The organism is Paenibacillus sp. VTT E-133291 (genome assembly GCF_002264395.1).
In the GTDB taxonomy this organism is placed as follows: domain Bacteria; phylum Bacillota; class Bacilli; order Paenibacillales; family Paenibacillaceae; genus Paenibacillus_AQ; species Paenibacillus_AQ nitricinens.
Genome location: NZ_NFVA01000022.1, coordinates 18,980 through 42,056, shown reverse-complemented (window position 1 = coordinate 42,056; position 23,077 = coordinate 18,980). Strand labels below are relative to the sequence as shown.

At 44.0% G+C, this 23,077-nt stretch carries 16 protein-coding genes; 5 read left to right on the top strand and 11 right to left on the bottom strand.

From position 1 onward, the window contains the following. Positions 1-5: 5 nt before the first annotated feature. Both CA598_RS11690 and CA598_RS11685 read right to left on the bottom strand, forming a co-directional pair. Complete coding sequence (locus tag CA598_RS11690) at positions 6-1,751, bottom strand: extracellular solute-binding protein (protein ID WP_094876591.1); 1,746 nt, start codon at positions 1,749-1,751, stop codon at positions 6-8. Between the two features lie 404 nt (positions 1,752-2,155). Further along, the gene (locus CA598_RS11685; protein ID WP_094876590.1) at positions 2,156-3,109 is read right to left on the bottom strand and encodes a glycoside hydrolase family 43 protein; all 954 of its coding nucleotides are present in this window, start codon (positions 3,107-3,109) and stop codon (positions 2,156-2,158) included. A gap of 493 nt (positions 3,110-3,602) precedes the next feature. Between CA598_RS11685 and ilvD the strand changes: the two genes are divergently transcribed. Then, positions 3,603-5,288 carry a dihydroxy-acid dehydratase gene (gene ilvD / locus CA598_RS11680; RefSeq protein ID WP_094870585.1) on the top strand — a complete coding sequence of 562 codons (1,686 nt, stop codon included), beginning with the start codon at positions 3,603-3,605 and terminating at the stop codon, positions 5,286-5,288. A 172-nt stretch (positions 5,289-5,460) separates the two neighbouring features. Here the strand turns inward: ilvD and CA598_RS11675 are convergent, their stop codons facing one another. Then, positions 5,461-6,861 (bottom strand): polysaccharide deacetylase family protein, encoded by a 1,401-nt coding sequence (locus CA598_RS11675; protein ID WP_094870584.1) that lies wholly within the window; start codon positions 6,859-6,861, stop codon positions 5,461-5,463. Positions 6,862-7,070: 209 nt separating this feature from the next. Here CA598_RS11675 and CA598_RS11670 point away from each other — a divergent pair, with 209 nt between their 5' ends. Beyond that, complete coding sequence (locus CA598_RS11670) at positions 7,071-8,261, top strand: AI-2E family transporter (RefSeq protein WP_094870583.1); 1,191 nt, start codon at positions 7,071-7,073, stop codon at positions 8,259-8,261. Here CA598_RS11670 and CA598_RS11665 read toward each other — a convergent pair. From CA598_RS11665 to CA598_RS11630, 8 genes are all read right to left on the bottom strand, one after another. After that, on the bottom strand, positions 8,222-10,021 hold the full coding sequence (locus CA598_RS11665) for a peptidoglycan D,D-transpeptidase FtsI family protein (RefSeq protein WP_094876589.1): 1,800 nt from the start codon (positions 10,019-10,021) through the stop codon (positions 8,222-8,224). The two genes, CA598_RS11670 and CA598_RS11665, sit on opposite strands and share 40 nt — an antisense overlap. A 182-nt stretch (positions 10,022-10,203) precedes the next feature. Beyond that, complete coding sequence (locus CA598_RS11660) at positions 10,204-12,276, bottom strand: methyl-accepting chemotaxis protein (RefSeq protein ID WP_094876588.1); 2,073 nt, start codon at positions 12,274-12,276, stop codon at positions 10,204-10,206. Between the two features lie 48 nt (positions 12,277-12,324). Further along, on the bottom strand, positions 12,325-13,287 hold the full coding sequence (locus CA598_RS11655; protein ID WP_094876587.1) for an acetylxylan esterase: 963 nt from the start codon (positions 13,285-13,287) through the stop codon (positions 12,325-12,327). 705 nt (positions 13,288-13,992) lie between these two features. Beyond that, positions 13,993-15,024 (bottom strand): glycoside hydrolase family 130 protein, encoded by a 1,032-nt coding sequence (locus CA598_RS11650; protein ID WP_094870579.1) that lies wholly within the window; start codon positions 15,022-15,024, stop codon positions 13,993-13,995. 76 nt (positions 15,025-15,100) lie between these two features. After that, entirely contained in the window at positions 15,101-15,934 is an 834-nt protein-coding gene (locus CA598_RS11645) for a carbohydrate ABC transporter permease (protein WP_042186110.1), read from the bottom strand. A 3-nt stretch (positions 15,935-15,937) separates the two neighbouring features. Next, the gene (locus tag CA598_RS11640) at positions 15,938-16,819 is read right to left on the bottom strand and encodes a carbohydrate ABC transporter permease (protein WP_042186108.1); all 882 of its coding nucleotides are present in this window, start codon (positions 16,817-16,819) and stop codon (positions 15,938-15,940) included. Between the two features lie 128 nt (positions 16,820-16,947). Beyond that, entirely contained in the window at positions 16,948-18,318 is a 1,371-nt protein-coding gene (locus tag CA598_RS11635; RefSeq protein ID WP_094876586.1) for an ABC transporter substrate-binding protein, read from the bottom strand. Positions 18,319-18,637: 319 nt separating this feature from the next. Beyond that, the gene (locus CA598_RS11630; protein ID WP_094870577.1) at positions 18,638-19,417 is read right to left on the bottom strand and encodes a response regulator transcription factor; all 780 of its coding nucleotides are present in this window, start codon (positions 19,415-19,417) and stop codon (positions 18,638-18,640) included. Positions 19,418-19,713: 296 nt separating this feature from the next. Between CA598_RS11630 and CA598_RS11625 the strand changes: the two genes are divergently transcribed. Genes CA598_RS11625 through CA598_RS11615 form a run of 3 tightly spaced genes read left to right on the top strand, consistent with a single transcriptional unit; the run spans position 19,714 to position 23,073 of the window. Beyond that, a complete protein-coding gene (locus CA598_RS11625) occupies positions 19,714-20,664 on the top strand; it encodes a glycoside hydrolase family 113 (RefSeq protein ID WP_094876585.1) in 951 nt (316 codons plus the stop codon). A 22-nt stretch (positions 20,665-20,686) separates the two neighbouring features. Continuing rightward, a complete protein-coding gene (locus tag CA598_RS11620; RefSeq protein WP_094870575.1) occupies positions 20,687-21,901 on the top strand; it encodes an AGE family epimerase/isomerase in 1,215 nt (404 codons plus the stop codon). After that, positions 21,901-23,073 carry a glycoside hydrolase family 130 protein gene (locus CA598_RS11615; RefSeq protein WP_094870574.1) on the top strand — a complete coding sequence of 391 codons (1,173 nt, stop codon included), beginning with the start codon at positions 21,901-21,903 and terminating at the stop codon, positions 23,071-23,073. Before CA598_RS11620 ends, CA598_RS11615 begins: the two co-directional genes overlap by 1 nt. Positions 23,074-23,077 lie beyond the last annotated feature (4 nt).

Sequence of the window (23,077 nt, the reverse complement as noted above, 5' to 3'; positions counted from 1 at the left end):
ACCACCTATCGTTTGTTATATCGATCTAAGGCTGCCTGATGGATATTTAAGAATTCATCCAGTCCCATATTCTGAGCTTCTTTCAAGAACTTATCATAGGCATCAACCGACAATTCTCCCATTACAATCTTTGCAAAATACTCTCCACGTAGAGTTGACAATTGGTTACCAAGTTCAGCTTCCCGTGAGGCCTCCTCTTTGGTAAAGGAAATCGGCGGCATGGCCATGCTGGTATCCATATTCTCAGTCCAGTATTTCCGGATATCTCCGGAGTAGCTTCCTTTGGTAGCAATCAGCGGATTGGCATGATGCTCGTCACGGATATTCGGCCAATTATGCATACGGTATTTGAATAACGTAGTCGATACCGGCTGACCTTCAGGATCCTTATAGATATAGCTGTTCTCCGGATAATAAGGCATTCCCGCCTCATCAATTAGATGTACCGTTCCATACTCGCCAAAGTTAATCAATTCCCAGCCCTTTTTACTGTAATTAAAATCAAGCCAGGCCATTGCCGCTTCCACATTCTCACTTTGGGTAGTGATCGCAGCTTCGGTCCCTGCTCTTTTAAAATTCTTGTATGTGGTAGCAGATTTATCCCCTTTATTCAGAACCGGGTTCAGCGCCCCCACAAAGTCGATTCCGCTTTGCTCTTTCCAATAACTCCACATCGTATCCGGAGAATCCATCATCACAGCGGTGTCCCCCGAAATAGCGCTGGCCATTCTTTGGTTAAAATCTGCCGTCGCCCAGTCCGGGTTCAACAATCCTTCTTTGTTCCATTGCTGCATAGTGGTCAAATATTCCTTAGCTTTCGGCTGCGCCGGCCCCCAGGCTACTTTGCCGTTCTTATCAAGGAAGGTCCAATCCCAAACTCCATAAGCACCATTTATGATGCCGGTGAAGATCTGCCCATAAGTCGATCCGTAATTGAGTGGAGCTTTGTATCCAACTTCCTTTGCTTTTGTCAGGAAGGTATGCCATTCGTCAATCGTATTTGGAACCTCAAGCCCAGTTTTATCCAGCGCCTCCTGCTTAATCAACGTCCCAAACCAAGTCCACTCCGAGTATGGGGCAATCCCATAAAAACCGAGCAGCTTGCCGTCATCCGTGACCGTGGTTTTTCTTCTTGATTCATCCGAATTGCGCCACTTCGTATAGTTCGGAGCATTTTTTTCCATCTGATCAGTCAGATCAATATAAGCACCGTCATTTACACCTGCTTCAAGTCCCCCTGGGTAGCGTCCCGGCTCAATGATAATATCTGGCAGATCACCGGAGGAAATCATCAACGTAAAGGCATCCGCTTCCTGGCCGATTGGCGGCGTGATGAAGTTTACTTTGATGCCCGTCAATTGCTCGACCTGCTTCTGGACGGCATGATTGTTCATATCCGGAATATTAGAATTCGCAGGCATCCATACATCCAGAACCACATCACCTTTAACAGGGTAAGCTGAGTAATCATTTGGAATGACTTCATCGAAGACGTCGCCGAGGTATGTATCATTCAAGGAATGATTAACTTCGTCGATTTGCTCTTGGGTTGGGGCTGTATTGCCGCGTATGTCCGCGCTGATATCTGTAAAATCAACCGGGTCTTTGGCTGTGCTCTCTTTCTCTTTGTTGTTGGAGACACCTTTATCCGCCCCATTGTTTGCACTGTTGCCACTACATGCTGTTACAGTCGAAATGATCAGTATTAACACAAATAAAAGACTAAAATAACGCTTTGCATTGTTCTTCATACTTAACCTCCCACTATAAAATATTTGCCACAACGCCTTAAGCAAATCCAAAGCTTGGAACCACGCCCTTTTTGCCACGTAGATAGCTCCCCTTGATTAATACAGTTTTTCTGTATCTCAGATCGAATTATAAGCATCCAAAATCAAAATGTCAACGCTTTCATACAATATTTTTGTAACCTTATGAACTTTCCTCAAATAAATATATGACTATATCACGCTACAAATCTATTAAAAAACATACCAACAAATCTACACATTTATGAAATAACCCTTATTAATCAGGCGTTTTCCGTCAATTATTATGGACGACGATTAAAAATATCCACATTAAATGAAAAGGCCATTCATTACAGTTTTCCTGTAATAAACGGCCTTTTCAATCTTGATTTTATGTTTTAATGTTACTCTCCCGATGGCGCAGTCTGAGCAAGCGTATCACTACAAGGTACCCCAAAATCCGGTGTTCCATCCACATTCCAGCCAAATTTCTGGATACGGGTTGCGCGTAAAGACACATCCGCTCCAGCGGAAGGAAGCGCATGATAGACTATCCAATCTTCCTCGCCGTCAGGAGATCGGGTGAAACTATTGTGTCCCGTAGCAAAAATCCCGTTCTCAACACTTTTGCAGAATACAGGTGACATTGATTTCTCCCATGAGAGCGGTTGCAAAGGATCTGCTGCTTCGCTCATGGTGAGCATACCTAGTGCGTAATCCTCAGACCACGTCGTACTAGCCGAATAAACCATGAAAATACGATTGTTTCGCTGCAAAATAACCGGACCTTCGTTAATCGCCATGCCACCTTGCTTCTCCCATGACAGAGTTGGAGCTGTGAGCAGATGTTGCTCACCTTCCAAGGTCCATGGATTACTCATTCGCATAATGTATATGGCTGACCCATAATCAGGGAAATGACCATATCCCGCATACAGAAAGTACAGCTGTTCCCGCAAAGTCATTACTGTTCCATCCAACCCTGAGACAGGTGTCTGCAGTGCACCTCTCCATACCCACAGTCCTTCCAGCGGATTAGCCGTTTCATTTTCCAGCACGCAAATCCGCCGAGACTCGTCGCCTCCTCCGTCATTCGCAGTGTAGTAAATGTACCATTTGTTATCCAAATGATGAATTTCCGGCGCCCACAGATTGTAACTGTAGCTGCCCCCAGGTTCGGGAGACCAGATCACTTTCTTGTCACCCTCTGCAAGACCGGTCAATGTTCTAGATCTCGTCAGCTCCAGACATTTACCTTTCGTTGCCATAAAGTAATAATAGCCATCGGTATGTTTGAATACCCACGGGTCTCCCGAGCTTGCTACAATTGGATTTAAAAAAGTTGTACGCTGTGACATTCTCTTTTCCTCCTTAGCTATTCATCCCCGTACAAACAATCTACCACGGCGGTAATTGTAGACGAATCCCGATTTTCCAGCACCTCCCATAAAATAATAATTCCCATCATACTCAGCTCTCCTAAAGTTGTCTAGAGTGGCAAATAGATCCATCAGAACCCTGATCTATTTCCAAATAAAGCACTTTCCTTACGAAAATGGGCTTTTCCTTCACTTCCCACGCTCTTCGTCAATCGACAAATCTCACATTGTCCGGTAGAAAAAACGTGCTCTTTGTGATAGACTCACTAATAACAATGACTTCTCCGTTCATTTTAGGCGGTAACTGTTTATACCAAAACAGCGGCTTTTTTTATAGAAACGGCATCGCTTTTCTTATTCAGGAAGCAGGTCCCCGTTCTTTCTATAAACCGTATATACGCAGGTCTTTGGAGTTCATTGCGTTAATGCGACACTATATTTGATTGAAATTCATTTAGGGGGGAATGTCATTATGGCAGCCAAGAAAATGCGTTCAGACATGATTAAAAAAGGCTTTGACCGTGCTCCACACCGTAGTCTCCTGCGTGCAGCCGGAGTAAAAGAAGAAGATTTCGGAAAGCCGTTTATTGCGGTCTGCAATTCCTATATTGATATTGTTCCAGGTCATGTGCATCTTCAAGAGTTCGGTAAGATTGTTAAGGAAGCGATTCGTGAAGCTGGCGGCGTTCCTTTCGAATTCAATACGATCGGTGTTGATGACGGTATCGCAATGGGACACATCGGTATGCGTTATTCCCTGCCAAGCCGTGAGATCATCGCTGACTCCTTGGAAACTGTCGTTTCCGCGCATTGGTTCGATGGCATGGTCTGCATCCCTAACTGCGATAAAATCACACCAGGCATGATGATGGGCGCATTGCGTGTCAACATCCCGACCATGTTCGTAAGTGGCGGTCCAATGAAAGCCGGCGTAGACAGTAAAGGTAAAAAACTCTCCCTTACCTCCGTATTCGAGGGCGTAGGTGCTCATCAAGTTGGAAAAATCAATGATGCTGAGTTACTTGAATTAGAACAATTCGGTTGTCCTACCTGCGGATCTTGTTCAGGAATGTTCACTGCCAACTCCATGAACTGCCTTGCAGAGGCACTTGGACTGGCATTGCCAGGTAATGGTACCATCCTAGCTGTAGCCGATGAGCGCAGAGAATTTGTACGCAGATCTGCTACTCAACTGATGGAATTGATTAAGTTGGACCTTAAACCAAGAGATATCGTAACTAAAGAATCACTCGATAACGCGTTTGCACTGGATATGGCAATGGGCGGTTCTACTAACACAGTACTGCACACCCTTGCCCTGGCTCAAGAAGCTGGTATCGATTATCCGCTTGAACGCATTAACGAAGTGGCTAACCGGGTTCCTTATTTGGCGAAGCTGGCTCCAGCATCCGATATTTTCATTGAAGATGTGGACCGCGCAGGCGGCGTTAGTGCCGTCTTGAATGAATTGCTGAAGAAACCAGGTGCTCTTTACGGAGACTGCATGACAGTTACCGGCAAAACATTAGCCGAGAACGTAATCGGTCATGAAATCCAAGATACTTCCGTCATTCATAAGATCGATAATCCTTACTCCGAAAGAGGCGGTCTCGCCGTCCTATACGGCAACCTGGCTCCAGAAGGTTCCATCATTAAAGTAGGTGCAGTTGATGCTTCTGTTGGTGGATATCACAAAGGTCCTGCGATCTGCTTTGATTCCCAAGAATCCGCACTCGAAGGTATCGCTAACGGTAAGGTTAAAGAAGGTCATGTAGTCGTTATTCGTTATGAGGGTCCAAAGGGTGGACCGGGTATGCCGGAAATGCTAGCTCCTACTTCGCTAATCGTGGGGATGGGTCTTGGTGCTAAGGTCGGTCTGATTACAGACGGACGTTTCTCGGGGGCTTCCCGCGGAATTAGCATCGGTCATATCTCTCCAGAAGCTGCAGAAGGCGGTCCAATCGCTTTTGTTGAGGATGGAGACATCATTGAACTGGATCTCAACAACCGTAAGATTGAATTGCTGGTTGAAGAAGAAGTTTTGGCGGTTCGCCGTACCGGCTGGAAAGAGTTTGAGCCTAAAGTTAAGACTGGTTACCTGGCTCGCTATTCCAAAATGGTTACCAACGCAAGTAACGGTGCAGTCCTGAAGATTTAATTAGCAAACCCGAATTCTAGTTGTTCCTTGCATACAAGAGCAGTCTACCTTAGATAATCTATGGTCGGACTGCTCTTTTTTATTGGACACAAGAAAAAATGCCCCACAATCCATTGCTGGTTTGTGAGGCATCTATATTACGGCTCATTATAAGTCTAAATAATATCATGAATCAATTCGTTACTGTTGCTCCTGGTAATTCCACTTCTGTGAGTGAATCGTTAAGCGACAATGCTTCCTCTTGCTGTGGTTTACGTTTCCTTACCGACCTTTCATCATGAGGCAGTTGCTTATTCATCTTCTTGAATAATTCTGAGACAGGCATCAGGATTAGCTTCGGTACAAGTACCTCACTACGCTCCTTGAGCCTAGCACCACCATCTGGATGAATTACACTTAACAGGATCTTTAAGTAAAACTTGGTGGAGCGTGCGAATATGCCATCGGGCAAATCATGTACGCTAAAACCGAATTTCTCTGGCCCACGGTTAATCATACTAACACCATAAAGTGCTTTGGCTTGCGCGAGGTTTACATCATCGGCAATAACTTCTGCTAGCATTGGCAACCCTTTCTCCATTCTGCGGATCATTCGAATCGCAAGTTGAGCAGAAGAACGAGAATGAATACCTAACTCGAATAATTGCCTGTTATCAATATGCAGCTCAATGACTTTATCACCTTTACTCAGCAAGGTTCCATCACCAAGTTCAACAGGCTCTCCCTGATATTTACGCATTCGATAATGCATGAACGGATCGGCCGGGTTAATCGTCTTGAGCTGGAACAATACTTGGAATACCTGCTCCCAAGCCAACCAGAGTCCGACCAGTACTCTTTTACTAAAGGATAACCGCCGAATCGGTGATTTCTCCGCCATTTTGATCATGTCGTCCACTCGAATACTGCGCAATCCTCTTTTTTGGGCCTCCTGCAGCGTCAGTTCAAGAGCTATAAGCATATTCTCGGGTGCGCCCGGATCGGCACCTAATGTTGTGCCACTATCATGCAGCAGCATCACTTCACCGGGGTTCAATCGCGCCAGCATCTTCTCAGTGAGACGCTGCGCACCAAGCTTCTCACGCCAATCTCCAAACATTACCGACCATAGAACAATTTCAACTTGGCGACGTTTGGAAATATCGAATAAATTAACAATCCCCCAAGGTGGACGGTAATAAGTACTACGCTCGCCTATTATGTTGTAGATAATATCATTCGTGCGCTGAATCTGCCGACGAACGGTTGCGGGCCGCATGAGCCAGTTCGTCTTGTGAACATAATTATGAATTCCAATAAGATGTCCCTCTCCATGTATCCGCCTAATAAGATCCGGATAACGTTCAGCGTTAGATCCTACTACAAAAAAGGTAGCTTTTGCATCGTACTTCTTCAATAAATCCAGAAGTAACGGCGTAAACCGAGGGTCAGGCCCATCATCAAAGGTCAACGCAAACTCATTTTGCCCAGTTCCTTTACGAAAGACACGAAAACCAAAAATGCGACTAATCATACCAGGGATAAAAGCATAAAAAGTGGAGATATAAAATAACCAGAGCAGCAAAGTCTGCATATGAATTCCTCGCTTTTCCAGAGTTGACTTTGGCTCGCCTTACGTCTGCAAGCAGAACCTGTGATACGGCCAAGTGAAGTTAGTTAAAAAATACGTTACCCCCTATTTTAACACATGTATCAAAGAAATAGACGGTTTTTACGTAAAATCATGTACAATGTATTCAAGCTAACCTATCAACTTAATTAAAAAGGGAGTTGTTTATATCTATGCTGCCGTTGTACAAAAAATATTGGCGCACGTTCTTCGACATTGGATTAATTGTCCTCACGGTCTATCTGGTTATGTTCGCCTTCAGTAAATTGTATCAGTTAGCTGCACCTGTATTCCTATCTTTTTTTGTATTTTTGCTTATTGAACCACTTGCCCGTTTCTTGAACCGGCGCGGACTTGCCAAACCCTTCGCTTCGGCGATCTCAGTGCTGCTATTCCTAATCATTCTTCTAGGTACGTTATTTGGCGCTGGACTATTGGTCACCATCCAAGCTCTTCACTTTCAAGAAAACCTTCCTAAATATACATATGTGGTACAACAACATTTCGTAGAATCCACAACCTATCTTCAGCAAAAAATCAATAATTTGCCGCCGGATATTACCGACAAAGTAAATGGATACTTTAAAGATGCCACGAATGTCCTTACACATTGGCTTGTTACTTTTCTAAAGTATATGGTCGGTGTGCTCGGATCCTTCTCCTCCTTCATGGCTAATTTTGGGATCGCCATTATTTTAGCATTTTTCCTTAGTATGGAGATTAAAGATTGGCGCAAGGTTGCCCATGACAAAATGCCAAAAACATTTAAAACCGCTTATGCCTTTTTGCAGGGCAACGTCTTCAAAGCCATCGGCTCTTATTTAAAAGCCCAGCTTATTCTGATTAGCATTACCTTTGTTATCGTACTGGTTGGCTTATTCATACTAAGGACCGGTAACGAAATCACTATGGCGCTTATCTGTGCTGTATTTGATGTCTTACCGCTCCTTGGTGTAACGACGATTTTAGTCCCTTGGATCATCTACCTGTTTATTGTTGGTAATACCTCTTTAGCCATCGGTTTAATCGTACTCCTGGCGATTGTATTGATTGTAAGACAACTGCTTGAACCGAAGATTACCGGGAATTCGATCGGCGTATCATCTGCTTTTCTGATGCTGTCCTTCGTCATTCTGTCCACATCCGCTTTCGGTATGGCCGGTCTGATCCTGTCGCCGATTCTGCTTATTCTGATCAAAGAACTAATTCAACAAGGATATCTTCAGAGCTGGATCTATTTGCCTCAAGAGGAGTTTATCGTTTCGCCCTTTGCTGCAAATGGCCCTTCATCTAAGGGCAAGGCCACTGCTACTCCTCCGGAGCCTCAAGCTTCTGTAGAAGATGATAATAAATCAAATATCTGACCGAACAGCTTAATGGCAAGATGCGGACTATCGGGAGCGACATTCTCTACAGCAACTGATACAGCATATCTTGGGTGATCCACCGGACCGTAGCCGATAAACCATTGATTATTGCGTGCTACGCCCTTAACCAGCGTCTGTGCTGTCCCTGATTTACCTGCAAGAGGCCAGTGTGTGCTTTGTAGACGGGCTCCCGTTCCATCAGTCACAACTTTGCGCATCATAGACAGTAACTGGCGGGCTGTAGACTCAGAAATCCTCCCTGCAGAAGAAGGGGACAGATGTCCCGGCAGATCCTCCAGCTTCTGCCCGTTGGCAAATGTGACTCGCTGCAGAATCCTTGGCGCCCTTACTTCACCTCCATGCAGTAGCGTTACAATAAGATTAGCTGCTTGTAGAGGGGTTACTTGTACATCTCGCTGTCCAATTGCAGTCTGCACCCTGGCTCCCTTGTCATCCGGCAGTAAGGTAGTAAAGATGGTTCCCTTTTGCTCTCCGGATAGTGGTTTTAGAATTGGAAACCCAAGCGTCTTCTCGGCTTGCCAGCTGATATCTCTACCGAGTCCTAGCGCCAGTGCAGTCGATTGAAGCTGGATACCGCTTAAGCGCTCTGCCAGAGCAGCAAATACAGTATTACAGGACACGGCGAATCCTTGCGCCAGCGTAAGGGGGCCGTGTCCTTTTCCTGTCATACAAGACAAACCATATTTCTCGTATTGCCCTGAACAATAAAAAAGCTCATCAGCGGAGGTTATACCTGCTTCTAACGCCGCGGCGGCTGTAACGATTTTGAAGATCGATCCAGGAACGGCAGCCTGGAGTGCCCGATTGTTCCACTCCCCTCCTTGCGGAGATACCTTCTCTGGATTATAGAAGGGTAAAGATACCATGGCTTCAATATCGCCCGTCCCGGTATCTAACACCACTATAGCTCCTTCCTTCATTCCGGATTTGAGCGCAAGCTCCTCAATTCCCTCCTGAAGCTTCTTATCAACCGTTGTATATAAAGAAAGAGGGAAATATGGATTGCCCGGAGCTTTAACTTGAATGGGACTGCCTGGAAGGCGATTCCCACGCGCATCCACTTGAACAAATGCTTCCGTGTGACCTACCCCTTGAAGCAAAGGCTCTAATGTCTTTTCTAAACCGTCCGTTCCCGTCATAGGAACTCTAAGACCCGTAGGAGAAGCTTTATGCATGATGGCTTCCGATAAATAGCCTAGCCATTGCCGACCTGAAGAAATTCCATCATATCTGCGTGCGAAAGGGAGCACGCCTACTCCGTCGATCCCCAGTGCACTCACTTCTTCTGCCTGTGCCTGAGACAACGCGAGTGGCCCTTTTCCCACTGAAGATGGCCATAGCAAAGGTTCTTTAAGTGACGACCGCTTATTCAACAGTTGTTCATAGCTGACACCCAGAATCTCCGCCAGTCGGTGCATGGGTTTAGCTTCTTCGTAAACAACCTTCGTCACTGATTTCTTAGCCCTCTCCTCTTGTGGAAAAAAAGCCGCCGTCCAAATGGTTTCCCCCGCAAGAGGCTCATTCTTGCGGTCATACAGACGTCCCCGACCGCTGTCCAGTACAGTTTCCCGTTCACTTTGAATTTCCGCCATCTTCGCAAGTGTATATTTTGTTCCAGGAACCTTCTGTTCCTTCATAATTAGTTGAACCCACGCCAGCCTAAGGATCAACACGGCTACAGCCGCAGATAAAATAAGAAGACCGCTGAATACACGCCGATGTTTGTTATTACGCAATGTCTTCCCTCCTGAGCAGAATCCACACCTATTATGTCCTATCTACATCCATTAGAATCGCCATAAAATGTTCATTACAACATCAAAATCAAAAAAATATTTAAATTAAAAGTAAAAATCAAAGAACCGCTTCTCCTAAAGGAATAAGCGGTTCTTTAATTTAGTATTCTGTTACGGCTACCCTACACGCTGAACTTCGATAACTTCTCCTTTAACTGCAAGGATGCATCCTCCAGCTTCAAAGAAAGCTCTACCAAATGATCACTTACACTTTGTTGCTCACCACTAAGTGAAGCAACTTCTTGAGAGGCAGCTGATGATTCCTCAGCTATTGAGCTTACGTTGCTCATCGAATCGGATAGAACCTTTTGCGATTGACTCAGGCTGTCCATCGACACAGTTACAGCATTCAGACGGGCGATAAAATGCTGCATTTGATCCTGCACAGATACGAAAATATCGCTAGTGCTCTGCACGGAAGTCATTTGCTGATTAAAGAGCGGTGCAACTTCTGAAAGGACCACAACCGTCTCGTTCATATCTCTCATAACGGTATCTGTTATTTCAGCCACAACAGCAATAGACTCTTTCGATTGATCTGCAAGCTGGCGTATTTCATCGGCTACCACCATGAATCCGCGTCCAGCCTCGCCTGCTCTTGCTGCTTCAATGGTGGCATTCAGTGACAAGATATTCGTCTGCTGTGTAATATTTTGCATGACATTAAGAACCTTTATAACGGAAGATGCCGTTTCTGTCAGCTCGTTAACCTTCATCACAAGCTGATTCGTCTTCAGGCCCGTCCTATTTGTCTCATTAAGCAGTTCTTTTAATCTATTGAAGCCTTCCTCACTGAGTTCGCCGATGCTGTGTGCGGTGTGATCCATCTCGTGAGTAGCTGAATTAACTAAATCCATCTGTACCGAAATTTGTCCTGTCAACTCATTGCCACGATCAGCTTCCAAGGCCAGACTACCTGCACCACCCGCAATTTCTTCCGTGGCCGCAGCAATATCCATAGCTGCATCAGCAGTCTTACGCGAAACACCGCTAAGCTCATCGGCGGTTTCCAGTACCTTCCGGGCGGTTTCATTCGTATGAATAACCAGCTCTGTTATCCGTTCCATCATCATGTTAAAAGAGCTGGATAACTGACCGATCTCATCACGTGAGGTGATATTCGTACGCACCCCTAGATTCCCTTCAGCTCCCTCTGACATCAAATTCTTAAGTCTGGTCAGGGGCCGAGATACCATTCTGAACATCCAATATCCAATCAGAATGGCGATAACAGCAGCTACAGCAACAATAATATAAGTAGTCTTGAGAATACGCAGCGCGTCTTTCGTCAAGTTCTCAGCCGGTACAACACCAAGTAATCTCCATCCCGAGGTTTCTAGTGTTCCGTATACAGCTAATATAGATTTTCCCTTTTCATCCTTTGTTGGCAATGAGCCTGCTGTATTCTGCAGACCACCCAGAAGCGTCCCTCCCAAATTCAGATATGTATCTGTCCCCACTTGCTGGGAGGAGGCAATCAATTCATCCTTATTCGTCAGCAATTGCATGTAGGAGCTTGTTCCAAGATCCACTTTACGAAGCTGATTTTCTAATTCGCTAATTCTAATATCGTTAATAACTATGTATCCCTTGCTTTTAGAATCACCGGCAATCGATTTGACCAAATGGAAAACACCTGACGTATTTCCTTCCTGGCCCTGTAATTCACGTGGAATCCATACACTCTGTGGCTTCTCCTGTAGCTGCTTAAACCATGAGGATTCTCTGAAACTCTCAATAAAAGCGCTATCTTTTGTCCCTGCCGAAGAAATTGGAAAACCTTCATTCATCGGAATAAGGTATACGGCCTCCACACCGTTTGATGCCGTGAGCCAATTATTTAGCTGCGCACTAATCTGGTTAGATAGTACCTTACGTTCCTCATTACTTGTAGTGGGATTATCCCCTTGATTGAGTGCATTTTGAATTTCATTGTCATACAAGATTCTTCCTAGACCATCCTCATAACGTAACAATTCCACATCAAACTTCTCAGCGGTTTGAACGACTGTCTGTTGATTGGCTGACAGCGCATTCGTCTCGATCGTATGCTCAGCTACGGAATAGGAAGTGTAGCCGAGAGAGAGCACGAGCACCATCGTCGAAACAAAGAAGATGAGAAAAAGCCGCACCCCAATGGATTTGGATGGATGCAGCTGGAATCGTCTTTTTTCTTTTTTCACTTGTACTTTCATCTAATCATTCACCACCGTTGTCGTCTGTTATGCCTACTGGCTTATCGTTTACAAGGTCATGAACATTTGTAACACCCGATCGGAAAGATATGGCAAATACTCATGACCGTACTCATAATAAACCATAAGCTCTTTGGGCGCTAGTACTTTGTTGTATGCGGCAAACTGCGTTGAAGGTGGACAAATCACATCGGATAACCCTGTAACCCACAACATTTTAGCTTGAATTCGCTCCGCGAGATTCTGAATATCGATGTAACCCAGTCTATTAAAAATCTCGTCCTCACGAAAATGATGGGGATCAAAAAAGCGGAAATAATAGTTAATTTCCTCATAAGCTGACGTAGTGATATCAAGCTCCCAAGCCCGTCTATAATCTGAAAGAAACGGATACACAGGAACGGCCATGCTCACACGCGGCTCTAATGCTGCACAAGCTACAGTAAGCGCTCCGCCTTGAGATAAACCAAAAGCACCTACTCGTGCAGGATCAACTTCCTCCATAGACATCAATATTCGAGCAGTCTGTGCTGTATCCAGAAACACATTACGATAGTAAAGGTTGTGCGGATTAGGATCGTCAATGCCGCGAATAATATGTCCACGAATGGTTGTGCCTTTTACTGTAAGATTATCCTCGGAAAGTCCGCCTTGTCCCCGGCAATCCATCGCAAGGACACTAATCCCATGGGCCGCATAAGTCACCTTCTCCATCCAATCCCCGCTGTCACAGGAATATCCATGAAACATCACGACACCAGAACTTTTTTCTGAACCCCTTTTCTTCGGTCTTACATATTTACAATGAATTCTTGCTCCGCCAACGCCGGTAAAATAAAGATGAAAACATTCCGCCAGCTCGCTGACGAACTCCGCAGGCTCTAGTTCATAATCTAGTGACTGGGCGTCCAGATCACGCAAAGCCCGCTCCCAAAACGCGTCAAATTCTATCGGCTTTGGGCTGCTTCCGTTATATTCTTTTAATTGTGACAATGTCATGTCGTTTCCCATATTAAGGTCCTCCTTAAGGTTTTATCACTTAAAAACAATGGAAACGGAAAACCCGCATATGTGGATTTTCCGTTAGCTTCTACTAATAACAAGAATTCGCTAGTTGCACTTTGTGCAACTATTACAACTAAATATGTCGTGTTGTTCATTTAATTGCACTCTATACAACTAAAATTGCTCACAGCGGGGTTTCCGGGGCAAAATCGCCTGAAATAAGTGTACAATGTGCAACTATTTACACTAAACACCACCAAACAGGTTAGTTTAAGTGTACTTTGTGCAACTGCGGCTTTAGCCTAGACATACTGGCGTCTCATGAATGAGCTCATAGTACTCACTCGTGGCTCTTGCGCTGCACTTTGTGCAATAGAATCTCTCCATATGAGTGTCCGTCTTTGTTCTATTGCACTTTGCGCAATCAGTTCGAACGAAAATGAGCATAAAATTGATTTTTGCGGAAATCCATTGCAGAGAGTGCAATAGATTCTTTTTTTCAGACGAAATCGAGAGTTTCTATTGCAGAGAATGCAATGAAAAGCCGAAGCTACATAACACATAACACAAAGCGCGCAACGTGCAGAACCCAGCACACAAAACACATTGCACTGCACGCTGTAAAGTTCTTTCGAACGCTACACGACCACCAAGCAGCATCTACTCCACTTCACTCTATCTAAAGTTCTTCCCCAAAGCTTGTTCACCCTATTAAATTTTGCCTAAACCCGCATCATCGCCAACCTCTTCATGGGTATCGATGACATAGTTGACGATTTCATCAACAGTTGTATATGCAACGCCTACATAAGTATCAGCAGCACCATAATAGATGGCGATACGGCCGGTTTCTGCATCATGCAGAGTGGCACATGGGAACAGAACGTTATTCACGAAACCTCTTTCCTCATACCACTCTTCAGGAGTTAGAACAAAATTTTTCGAGCGATATTTTACTTTCGAAGGCTCGTTAATATCCAAAATAACTGCACCCATGCTATATACAAGACCGTTACAAGTTCCGGTAACGCCATGGTAGAACATCAACCAGCCTTCAGAGGTTTCAATCGGTGCAGGTCCGCCGCCAATCTTCACACTTTGCCACCAGCCTTGCCCCCCTTTGCTCATCACGTGACGGTGTTTACCCCAATATACAAAGTCAGGGCTTTCGCTAAGGAATACATCACCGAATGGGGTATGACCGCTGTCACTTGGACGGGACAACATCACGAAGTTATTGTTAATTTTTCTAGGGAACAATACGCCGTTCCGGTTGAAGGGCAGGAATGGATTTTCCAAGCTGATAAATGTTTTGAAATCTTGTGTTTTGGCAACACCAATGGCTGCGCCGTAAAAATCTGTACACCAGATAATATAAAATGTATCTTCGACCTTAACCAGACGTGGATCGTAAGCATACCGCGGCTGATAAGGGTTACCTTCTTCATCTATAAATCGGATCGGCTCATCATCGATTTTCCAATCTAGACCATCAACACTATGTCCCATACGCAAATGCGGACGAGTCGTGTTATCTTCTACACGAAATACTCCAATAAAACTCCCTTCATACGCAGCAACCGCACTATTAAAAATACGGGCTACACCTTTTGCGGGATTTCTTTTGATAACCGGGTTATCATTATGTCTCCAAATCGGGTTCTCGTAGCCAGCAGGCTTATCCTGCCAAGGCATGTTCGGGATGTTCACTGCACTTGCTCCTACCAATTTTACTTCACTCATTAGTATTCCCTCCAAATGTATGCAACTTTTTAGATTGCTATTTTATCTAGTACTGTTATGAAATCTACTACTAAGCTTACTTCACGGAACCTTGCGAAAATCCATTGTAGATATACTTTTGCAACGCGGTAAACACAACCAAGGTCGGGATAATTGCGATCATAATCGCCGCACATATAACTTCCCACTGTGATCCGTACGGACCTTTAAACTTAAAGAGCGCTGTGGAGATCGTTTGGAGATCTGTTTTCGGCATATAAAGGAAAGGAGTGTAAAAATCGTTATAAATATTTACGCCCTTCACAATAATTACTGTTACAATCGCCGGTTTCAGCAGCGGCAAAATAATTCTCCAATAAATCGTCCAATACGAAGCCCCGTCCAGCATCGCGGATTCATCCAGTGACTCGGAAATCGAATCCAAGAACTGCATGAAAATATATACAGCGATAATATCCGTACCGAGGTACATCACGATGGGTGCCCATCTGGTATTAAACAAGCCCAAGTGATTGATGATTTGGAAAGTTGCTACTTGCGTAGTAACACCCGGAATCAGAGTAGCAATCAGAAACATACTGATAAGAACTTTACTGCCTTTAAATTTGAAGCGGGATAAAATATAAGCCATCATTGAACCCGTCAGCGTTGCACCCAGGATAGAGATCACAACGATAATGACCGTGTTTTTAAATCCCAGAAGCATTTTCCCATCAACAAAAGCCTTAGTGTAGTTGGAGAAATTCAGCCAATTCTCTGGCAGCGTTAACGGTCCGGTTGAAGCGTATTCTGGCCCTGTTTTTAATGAAGCAAAAAATACAACTACGATGGGTATCAACGCTGCAAGTGCTCCCAAAATCAAGGTGAGATATTTGAATATACTAGCAGTGGTATATTTTACAGAATGCATAGTTTATTTCTCCTCCTTGATCAGAACGCGCTGCAAAATAGTAACTACTATAACGATACCCAGCAAAACTACGGCCATCGCTGACGCTAATCCAACTTTGCTATATTTGAAAGCTACATCGACCGTCTGAATAACAAATGTACTACTTCCGTTAGATCCGCCTGTCATGACGTATGGAATTTCAAATACTCCAATGGCGCCACTAACCGCTAAGATCAAGTTCAACTGCAGAATTCGCTTAATACTTGGCAAAATAATATGCATAAACTGATGCCATCGGTTTGCACCATCAATCTCAGCAGCTTCATAAATATCCGAACCGATCGAGGAAATAGCCCCAAGGAAGATCAGGAAATTCATCCCCATGTATCTCCACAGTGACGCACCTGCAAGTGAGAAGTTAATCAAATTCGGATTGAGCAGCCACTTCTGCTGTAAACCGCTGAGTCCGAGCAGGTTAAGAATCGTATCTAGCGTTCCATCTGGTTTGAAAAAGAACAAAAAGATAAAGCCGATCGCTACACCGTTTAGCAAGGTTGGGAAGAACAAGATCCCTTTGAATAAATTTTTCATGCGAACACTAAAGCTCAGAATGGTTGCAAAATACAAAGCAAGCGCCATCTGAATAAAGGTGGTAAAGAAATAATACAAGCTGACCTTAAATACGGAAAAATACTCCGGTTTCGTAAAAATGGTTTTGTAGTTCTCTAACCCAACGTACTCCATATTTTTACTTAGGCCATTCCAGCTGGTGAAGCTGTACCGAAACATACTGATGACTGGATAATAAGCAAACGTGAGTAGCAATACGATCGGTACTAATGAGAACAAGCATATGATGGCAATACGTTGATTTTTGTAACTCAAATTCGAAAACTTGAACACCCGATACACCTCCAGAAAAGCATCCTCATTTATTTATGACTCGTTTAAATGTGAAGGGGGAAATGCCCGATCGCATATCCCCTTCCACTTCCACTACCGCCTAAAGCATTTAAGAAAGCTTATAGTTGTTACTGTGCTGTGACTTTCGCGCGAGCGGCTTTCCACTTGTCGTTGAGGTCCTTCATGATGTCATCATAGGATTCTTTTCTGTTGCCAATTGCGGCTTCAATAATACGTTTCTTGAAGTCTGGTTGCCAAGCACCGATTTCGGCTTGTTTGTCGATTTCATCAGACCAGCCTTCTTCACCGGCTTTAGCAGCTGCAAGTGTATCAAAGGTTACTTCAGTACCTTCATATTGTTTCAGAATTTCTGGAAGCTCAGCACCGATAGCCGGGCTCATACCGCCACCTTCAGTCGTTGGGTAGCCAGATTCGTTAATGAACCAATCCACCCAAGCTCTAGCAGCTTCTTTGTTTTTACTATGAACGCTGACACCCAGATTGTAGTCACCAGCAAGCGGTACAAGGATTTTATCTGCATTCGTAGGGAATGGCATGAAGCCAACATCATCTGGATTCGTTGCTAAACCTTTGATTTGACCGATTGCCCAAGATCCAAGAACCATCGTGCCGATTTTTCCGTTAGCCAGATCCGCTTTAGAAGATTCCCAATCTGTAGTCGTTGGATCTTCTTCAATCAAACCTTTTTGTGCTGCATCGTACAGGATTTTGTACAGCTCATAGTGAGGTTGACCTGGAACATAGTTGTCGTCGCTAGCCACTTGACCAATGTTCACATAATCACGGTTACCAGCTACTGTAGCCAGATCCGCTTCCCATTGGGTCAATGTCCAGCCAGCTGCGTAGTTTGTATACAGAGGCACAGCTTTCGTTTTGTCTTTAACAGATTGCAGAGCAGTTAAGAATTGTTCAGGAGTTCTTGGAACCTCTGTAATCCCTGCATCCTTGAAGACTTGTTTGTTGTAAATAATACCGTTAAAGTTGATGGTCATTGGAATTCCGTAAGCCACTCCGTCTACTGCTCGTTCTTCTACCCCTGTATATTGTTTTTGCATATCTTCGAGTGTACCCAGTGGTTCGAAGAAATCGGGAATATCTTTAATAGCTATGCTTGTAGGTAACAAAAGAACGTCGCCATAGTCACTAGTGCTCATGCGAATTTTAATTTGATCTTCATAAGTAGCAAGCGCTTCAAAATTCACCTTTACATCAGGATATTTCTCATTGAACTTAGCCGCATACTCTTTGAATACGGTATCAACAATATCCGTTCTTTGTGTAATAACCGTGATATCCCCTTTAATATCCTTGGCTGCTGCATCATCAGCCGGAGCTGCCGTCGCCTCTGTTGAGGATCCATTGCTTCCTGTGTTTTTAGTGCCTTCATTGTTGGTGTTGTTGTTTGAGGAACAACCGCTAAACAATCCTGCCATAAGTGTCAGTGCCATCAAGCCCATCATTGTTTTTCCTTTTTTCATGCTTTTACGACCCCTCTCTTCCATTCAACTCTAATTTGGTTTAATAACAAAAATAATAACTTATATCATCACCATTAATTTAACAGAGTAATTACCATTATCAAACTAACAGAAATACTCTTGAAAAAAAGTGATGATATCGCTTACAAACCCATTATAGATCTATTTTTCACGCAAAACGATGGTTTGAATTGCTTTTTCTGGTCTTGTATTTGTTATTTTTGTTTTTGTTATGATGTTTTTATTATCTAATTTATTGAAAATAACCCCAAAAAAAGAGAGCTTATCGCTCTCCTAAATAATAGCTTCCTATATAGGACTAAACCTCACGTTCCATTTTCGGTAATTTACAGCCACTTTTGTAATCCTTAGGTGTCATCCCACACATTTTCTTGAACAATTTATTAAAATAAACCGGATCACTATAGCCAACCTTATCGGCAATTTCATAATTTTTTAGGTCGGGATGCTCGATCAGCAATTCTTTCGCCTTAGTAATTCGAATTTGAATTAGATATTCGGTGATGGTTTGCCCCGTCTTTATTTTGAATAACCGGCTAAGGTAGCTCGCATTCATACCGACGGTCTCCGCCAAACGCTCAAGTTCGAAGTTCTGATCATACTCCCTCTCCAGTATGCTTTTAGTCTGTTCAACTACGTAATGCTCTCCACCATCCGCCGCTTGGGAGATGATCTCCTCCTGGTCTTTAACGCTCTTTTTCTTTGTATCCTCTACTCTTTTGAGCAATTCATATAGCTGAGTCTTATCAATAGGTTTTAATAAATAATCTATCACCCCATGACGGATGGCTCGGCGGGCATATTCAAATTCACTAAAACCGCTAAGAACGGCAATAGGTAAATCCTCCATATAACCTCTAACCTGTTCAATAAGCATAAAGCCGTCCATTCTAGGCATTTTTATATCTGTAATAAGCAGATCTATTTCCGCTCGGGATAACTTTTCAATATGCTCCCAGGCCTCCAACCCGTTACCGTAGGATCCAATTACATGTACGTCCAGCTCCATCCTGGATGTGATTTTTTCGAGCCCCCTGCGAATGACCTCCTCGTCGTCCGCAATCATAACATTTATCATTTGAGCACTTCCCTCCAGCTGTATCTGCCAGTTATTATGATTGCACCATCATCACGAATAGAATTCTTCCTATGTCTTAAGTCAATGTACGATTTCGCTCTTTTATAGTCTTGCATTTACTATAACGAAAGTTATTCTAATTTCCCAGCCGCCACTATAAATTGTCCTTGAAATCATCTCCGAAAAAGTATATAACTGAATTAAGTTGTTATTATAAACTAACAAATTAATAATAACTATATAACAAATTAACATAATAATTATCTTTTCTATTTTCATGTAAGGTGGGATTCTCGATGGTATTTAACAACGAATACATTGCAGGCATAACCTGGGGCTTCTCGGGTACACGTGGTTCTTGGACAACAGAAGAAGCGGAACGTTCGATGGAACTCATGTCTTCAGTCACCGGGGCGAACTGGACAGCCATTGCACTTAGTGCACTTCAATCAACCGCTCATTCTACGGAAATCCCCTATTGGGAGGCTCCAACCGTTACTGACGAAGAAGTGAAACAGGCCATTAGTAAAGCAAAGTCACTGCAGCTTAAGGTATGCCTTAAGCCGATTGTTAATTGTGCGGACGGAACTTGGCGTGCTCACATTAACTTTTTCGATAAGGATGTCCCTTGTGAGCCTAAATGGTCGGAATGGTTCCGCTCTTATACTAAATTTATTCTGCATTATGCTGCTATCGCTGAAGAATCGGGTTGTGAGATGTTCTGTATCGGCTGCGAGCTTGTCCAAGCGGATAGACGCGATGCCGAATGGCGCACGCTTATTGCCGAGGTTCGGAAGGTTTACTCAGGAATTCTCACTTATAATTGCGATAAATATCAGGAGGATAACGTGACCTGGTGGGATGCGCTCGATGTGATTTCTTCAAGTGGATATTATCCAGCTAATGATTGGGAAGCTCAGCTCGACCGGATTGAAAGTGTGGTTAGATCGCAGAATAAGCCATTCTTTTTTATGGAGGCGGGTTGCCCAAGCCGAAGTGGGAGCGCGGCAATTCCTAATGATTGGACCTTAAAGGGTGAACCAAGTCAAGCAGAACAAAACAAATTCTATCAGGCAATGTTTCAAGGCTGTGAGCGCAGAGATTGGGTTCAGGGCTTTATGCTTTGGGATTGGCCTACTCATCTTTATCCAATTCATGAAGCAGAACACAATGATGATTATTGTATGTATGGCAAACAAGCCGCTGGGATCATTAAAGAATACTTCACCTCGAAAATCAATAAGTAATGTGAGGAGTGACTACTTACCAATGATTAATTCACCAGAATTATGGTTGACCCAGCTTGAGGATGAGCTACAGGGTAATATTCTTAGTTTTTGGATGAAACAGACGAAGGACGAAATCAATGGCGGTTTTGTTGGTGAAATCGACAATCAGCTAAACATAACACCTGACGCGGAGAAAAGTCTTGTGCTTAATGCACGTATTCTTTGGTCCTTTGCGAGCGCTTACCGAATCTACGGCAAGACAGAATATCTGGTTATGGCAGAACGTGCTTATATCTATCTAATGGATCATTTCATCGATAAAGAATATGGCGGTTTATACTGGATGGTGGATGCTGAGGGCAGACCTTCACAGGAGAAAAAACAGATCTATGGCCAAGCATTTGCTATCTACGCATTGGCTGAATTCTACCGCGCGACTGGGCGGCCTGAGGTATTAGATGAGGCCATTCAAATATTCCAGCTCGTTGAGAAATACGGCTATGATTCTATTTATAAAGGTTATGTTGAAGCTTTATCACGGGAATGGCAAATCACGGATAACCTCAGCCTTAGCAGCAAGGACTTGAATGAGAAAAAATCAATGAACACACATCTACACGTGTTAGAAGCGTATACCGGACTTTATCGAGTATGGAAGTCAGAGGAGCTGGAAAACACGCTGGCTGAGCTAATTGAAACGATGCTGGACCATATCATTGATAACGAAGGCAAGCATTTTCATCTTTTCTTTGATGAGGCCTGGAATGTTAAGTCAGATATTATCTCCTATGGACATGATATCGAAGGCAGCTGGCTGCTTGTGGAAGCCGCAGAAATACTTGGAGAAGAAAAGCTGCTACAGCGTGTTCGAATTGTCGCTATCTCCATGGCAGAAGCTGTTCTTGCAGAAGGTATAGATACCGATGGCGGGATATGGAATGAAGCTGATCTGAGCGGATTGCTAAGCAAAGATAAAGATTGGTGGCCGCAAGCGGAGGCGGTTGTCGGATTCTATAATGCTTATCAGCTGACCGGTAACAGCAAATTTAACGAGGCTGCCCAAGCCTCCTGGACTTTTATTGATAAATATATGGTGGATCACAAATTAGGCGAATGGTACTGGGGTGTGGACGAGAAGCATCTGCCTCTCCCTGACGCAACCAAGGTTAGTGCCTGGAAATGCCCTTATCATAACAGCAGAGCCTGCTTTGAAATGATCGGACGAATCAAACCAACTATAAAGGAGACTGTATAATGTCATCATTATTTCAAGAACGCAAACAACAACTTACAGAACGTTATGAGGCACTGATCACCCGTAACAATGAAAAGCTCCCTTATGGAAACGGTATTTATGACCGTTATACTCATCCACTGCTTACCGCTGAGCACGCTCCTCTAATCTGGCGTTACGACTTCAACCCTGACACCAATCCATACTTCGCTGAAAGAATCGGTGTCAACGGCGTTTTCAACCCTGGTGCCATAGAACTTAACGGTAAGTTTTATCTTGTTGCCCGCGTGGAAGGTAATGACCGTAAATCTTTTTTTGCTGTAGCTGAAAGTGATAATGGTGTGGATGGCTTCCGCTTCTGGGATCGTCCAGTCGTGCTGCCCGAGACAGATGTTCCGGATATTAACGTTTACGACATGCGCCTTGTAAGCCATGAAGATGGCTGGATTTATGGCCTTTTTTGTACAGAACGTAAAGATCCAGATGCCCCACACGGTGACCTTTCTAGCGCAGTAGCCCAATGTGGTATTGTTCGCACAAAAGATCTGAAGACCTGGGAACGTCTGGCCGATCTCCAAACAGGGTCAGCTCAGCAGCGTAATGTTGTGCTCCATCCTGAATATGTTGATGGAAAATACGCCTTCTACACTCGCCCACAGGATGGCTTTATTGATGCAGGTTCCGGTGGCGGAATTGGCTGGGGGCTCTCGGATTCAATTGAGGCTGCCGTGATTACGAGTGAAACCATCATGGATGAGCGCCATTACCATACCATCAAGGAAGTTAAGAATGGTCAAGGTCCAGCTCCAATCAAAACTGAAAAAGGCTGGTTGCATATTGCTCATGGTGTGCGAAACACTGCTGCTGGGCTTAGATACGTGCTTTATGCCTTTTTAACTGATTTGGAGGAGCCAAACAAAGTTACCCATTCCCCAGGCGGTCATTTCATCGCACCAGACGGTGAGGAACGTGTCGGTGATGTATCCAACGTCGTATTCTGTAATGGTGTGATTGCACGCGATAACGGTGAGATTTATATCTACTACGCTTCCTCCGACACTCGCATCCATGTAGCGACAACTACCGTTGACCAAATGTTAGATTATGTACTGAACACACCAGAAGACCCGCTTCGCTCTTATGCTTGTGTACAGCAACGCATCGCCCTCATTGATCGTAATTTAGCGCTGTAAGTAA